At 70.9% G+C, this 1,368-nt stretch carries 1 protein-coding gene; it reads right to left on the minus strand.

The features are described 5' to 3' along the window. The coding region (locus G6016_RS15970) for an NADH-quinone oxidoreductase subunit M (protein ID WP_182633585.1) at nucleotides 1–1,368 on the minus strand (1,368 nt) is incomplete at both ends.

Raw genomic sequence — 1,368 nt, forward strand, 5'->3', positions numbered from 1 at the left:
CCCCTCCTTGACCGGCCCGCCGAACACGCGCTGATAGGTCCACAGGACGTAGACCGCGGCGAGCACGAACGTCGCGGTGCCGAGCACGGCGGCCACGGGGTATGGGCCGAAGGTGCCGACGAACACCAGGAATTCGGAGATGAACGGCGCGAGTCCCGGCAGCGAGAGCGTGGCGAGTCCGGCGATGAGGAACACCCCGGCCAGCACGGGCGCGACCTGCTGCACGCCGCCGTAGTCGCCGATCTCGCGGGTGCGGCGGCGGTGCACAAGAAACCCGGTGACCAGGAACAGTGCGGCCGTGGCCAGCCCGTGATTGACCATGTACAGCGTCGACCCGGCGGCGCCCTGCGTGGTGCCCGCGAAGATGCCGAGCACGATGAACCCGAAGTGCGAGATCGACGCGTACGCGATGAGCCGCAGCATGTCGGACTGCGCGATCGCCATGAGTCCGCCGTAGATCACGCTGATCACCGCGAGCGTGATGATCACCGGCGCCGCGGTCCGCGCGGCCTCGGGGAACAGGGGCAGGCTGTAGCGCAGCATCGCGAACGTGCCGACCTTGTCCACCACGGCCATCATGAGCACCGCGGAGGCGGGCGTCGCGGCCACGGCGGCGCCGGGCAGCCACGAGTGGAACGGCCACAGCGGCGCCTTGATCGCAAACGCAAGAGTGAACCCGGCGAACAACCACAGCATCGCGCCAGGCTGGATCTGCAGGCTGCCGTCGGCCACCGCGGCGGTGATGACGCGGTGGTCGAAGGTGCCGCCGCCACCCGGCCCGAGGTCGGCCGCCGCGGTGTAGGCGTACAGCGTGATGAGCGCGGCCAGCATGACGAGCCCGCCGAGCAGGTTGTAGATGAGGAACCGCACGGCCGCGCGGGAGCGCCAGGTCCCGTCGTCGCGCGCGCCCTTCTCGCCGCCGCCGAACATGCCGATGAGGAAGTACAGCGGGATGAGCATCGCCTCGAACGCCACGTAGAACAGCAGCACGTCCAGGCTCAGGAACGTCACCAGCGCGAGCGCCTGCGTGGCCAGCATGAGCGCGGGGTACGCCTGCGCGTGCCGGCTGTCCGTGTCGCCGCCGGAGCCGCCAGCCCCGTCAGCCCCGCCCGAGCTGCCCGAGCCACCGCCATCGCGCCAACCCGCGAGCAGGAGCAACGGCATCAGCGCGGTCGCCAGCAGCACCATGACCAGTGCGACGCCGTCCACGCCGAGCGAGTAGGTCGCGCCGAACGCCGGGATCCACGGCCGCGATTCGACCCACTGGTACTGCTCGCCGCCGGCCTCGAATCCCGCCGCCACCGCGATCGCCACGCCCAGGGCGAGTAGCGAGGTGATCAGGGCGAGGGGCCTCGCCCTGAACACCTC

The organism is Dietzia aerolata (genome assembly GCF_014144865.1).
Lineage (GTDB): Bacteria > Actinomycetota > Actinomycetes > Mycobacteriales > Mycobacteriaceae > Dietzia > Dietzia aerolata.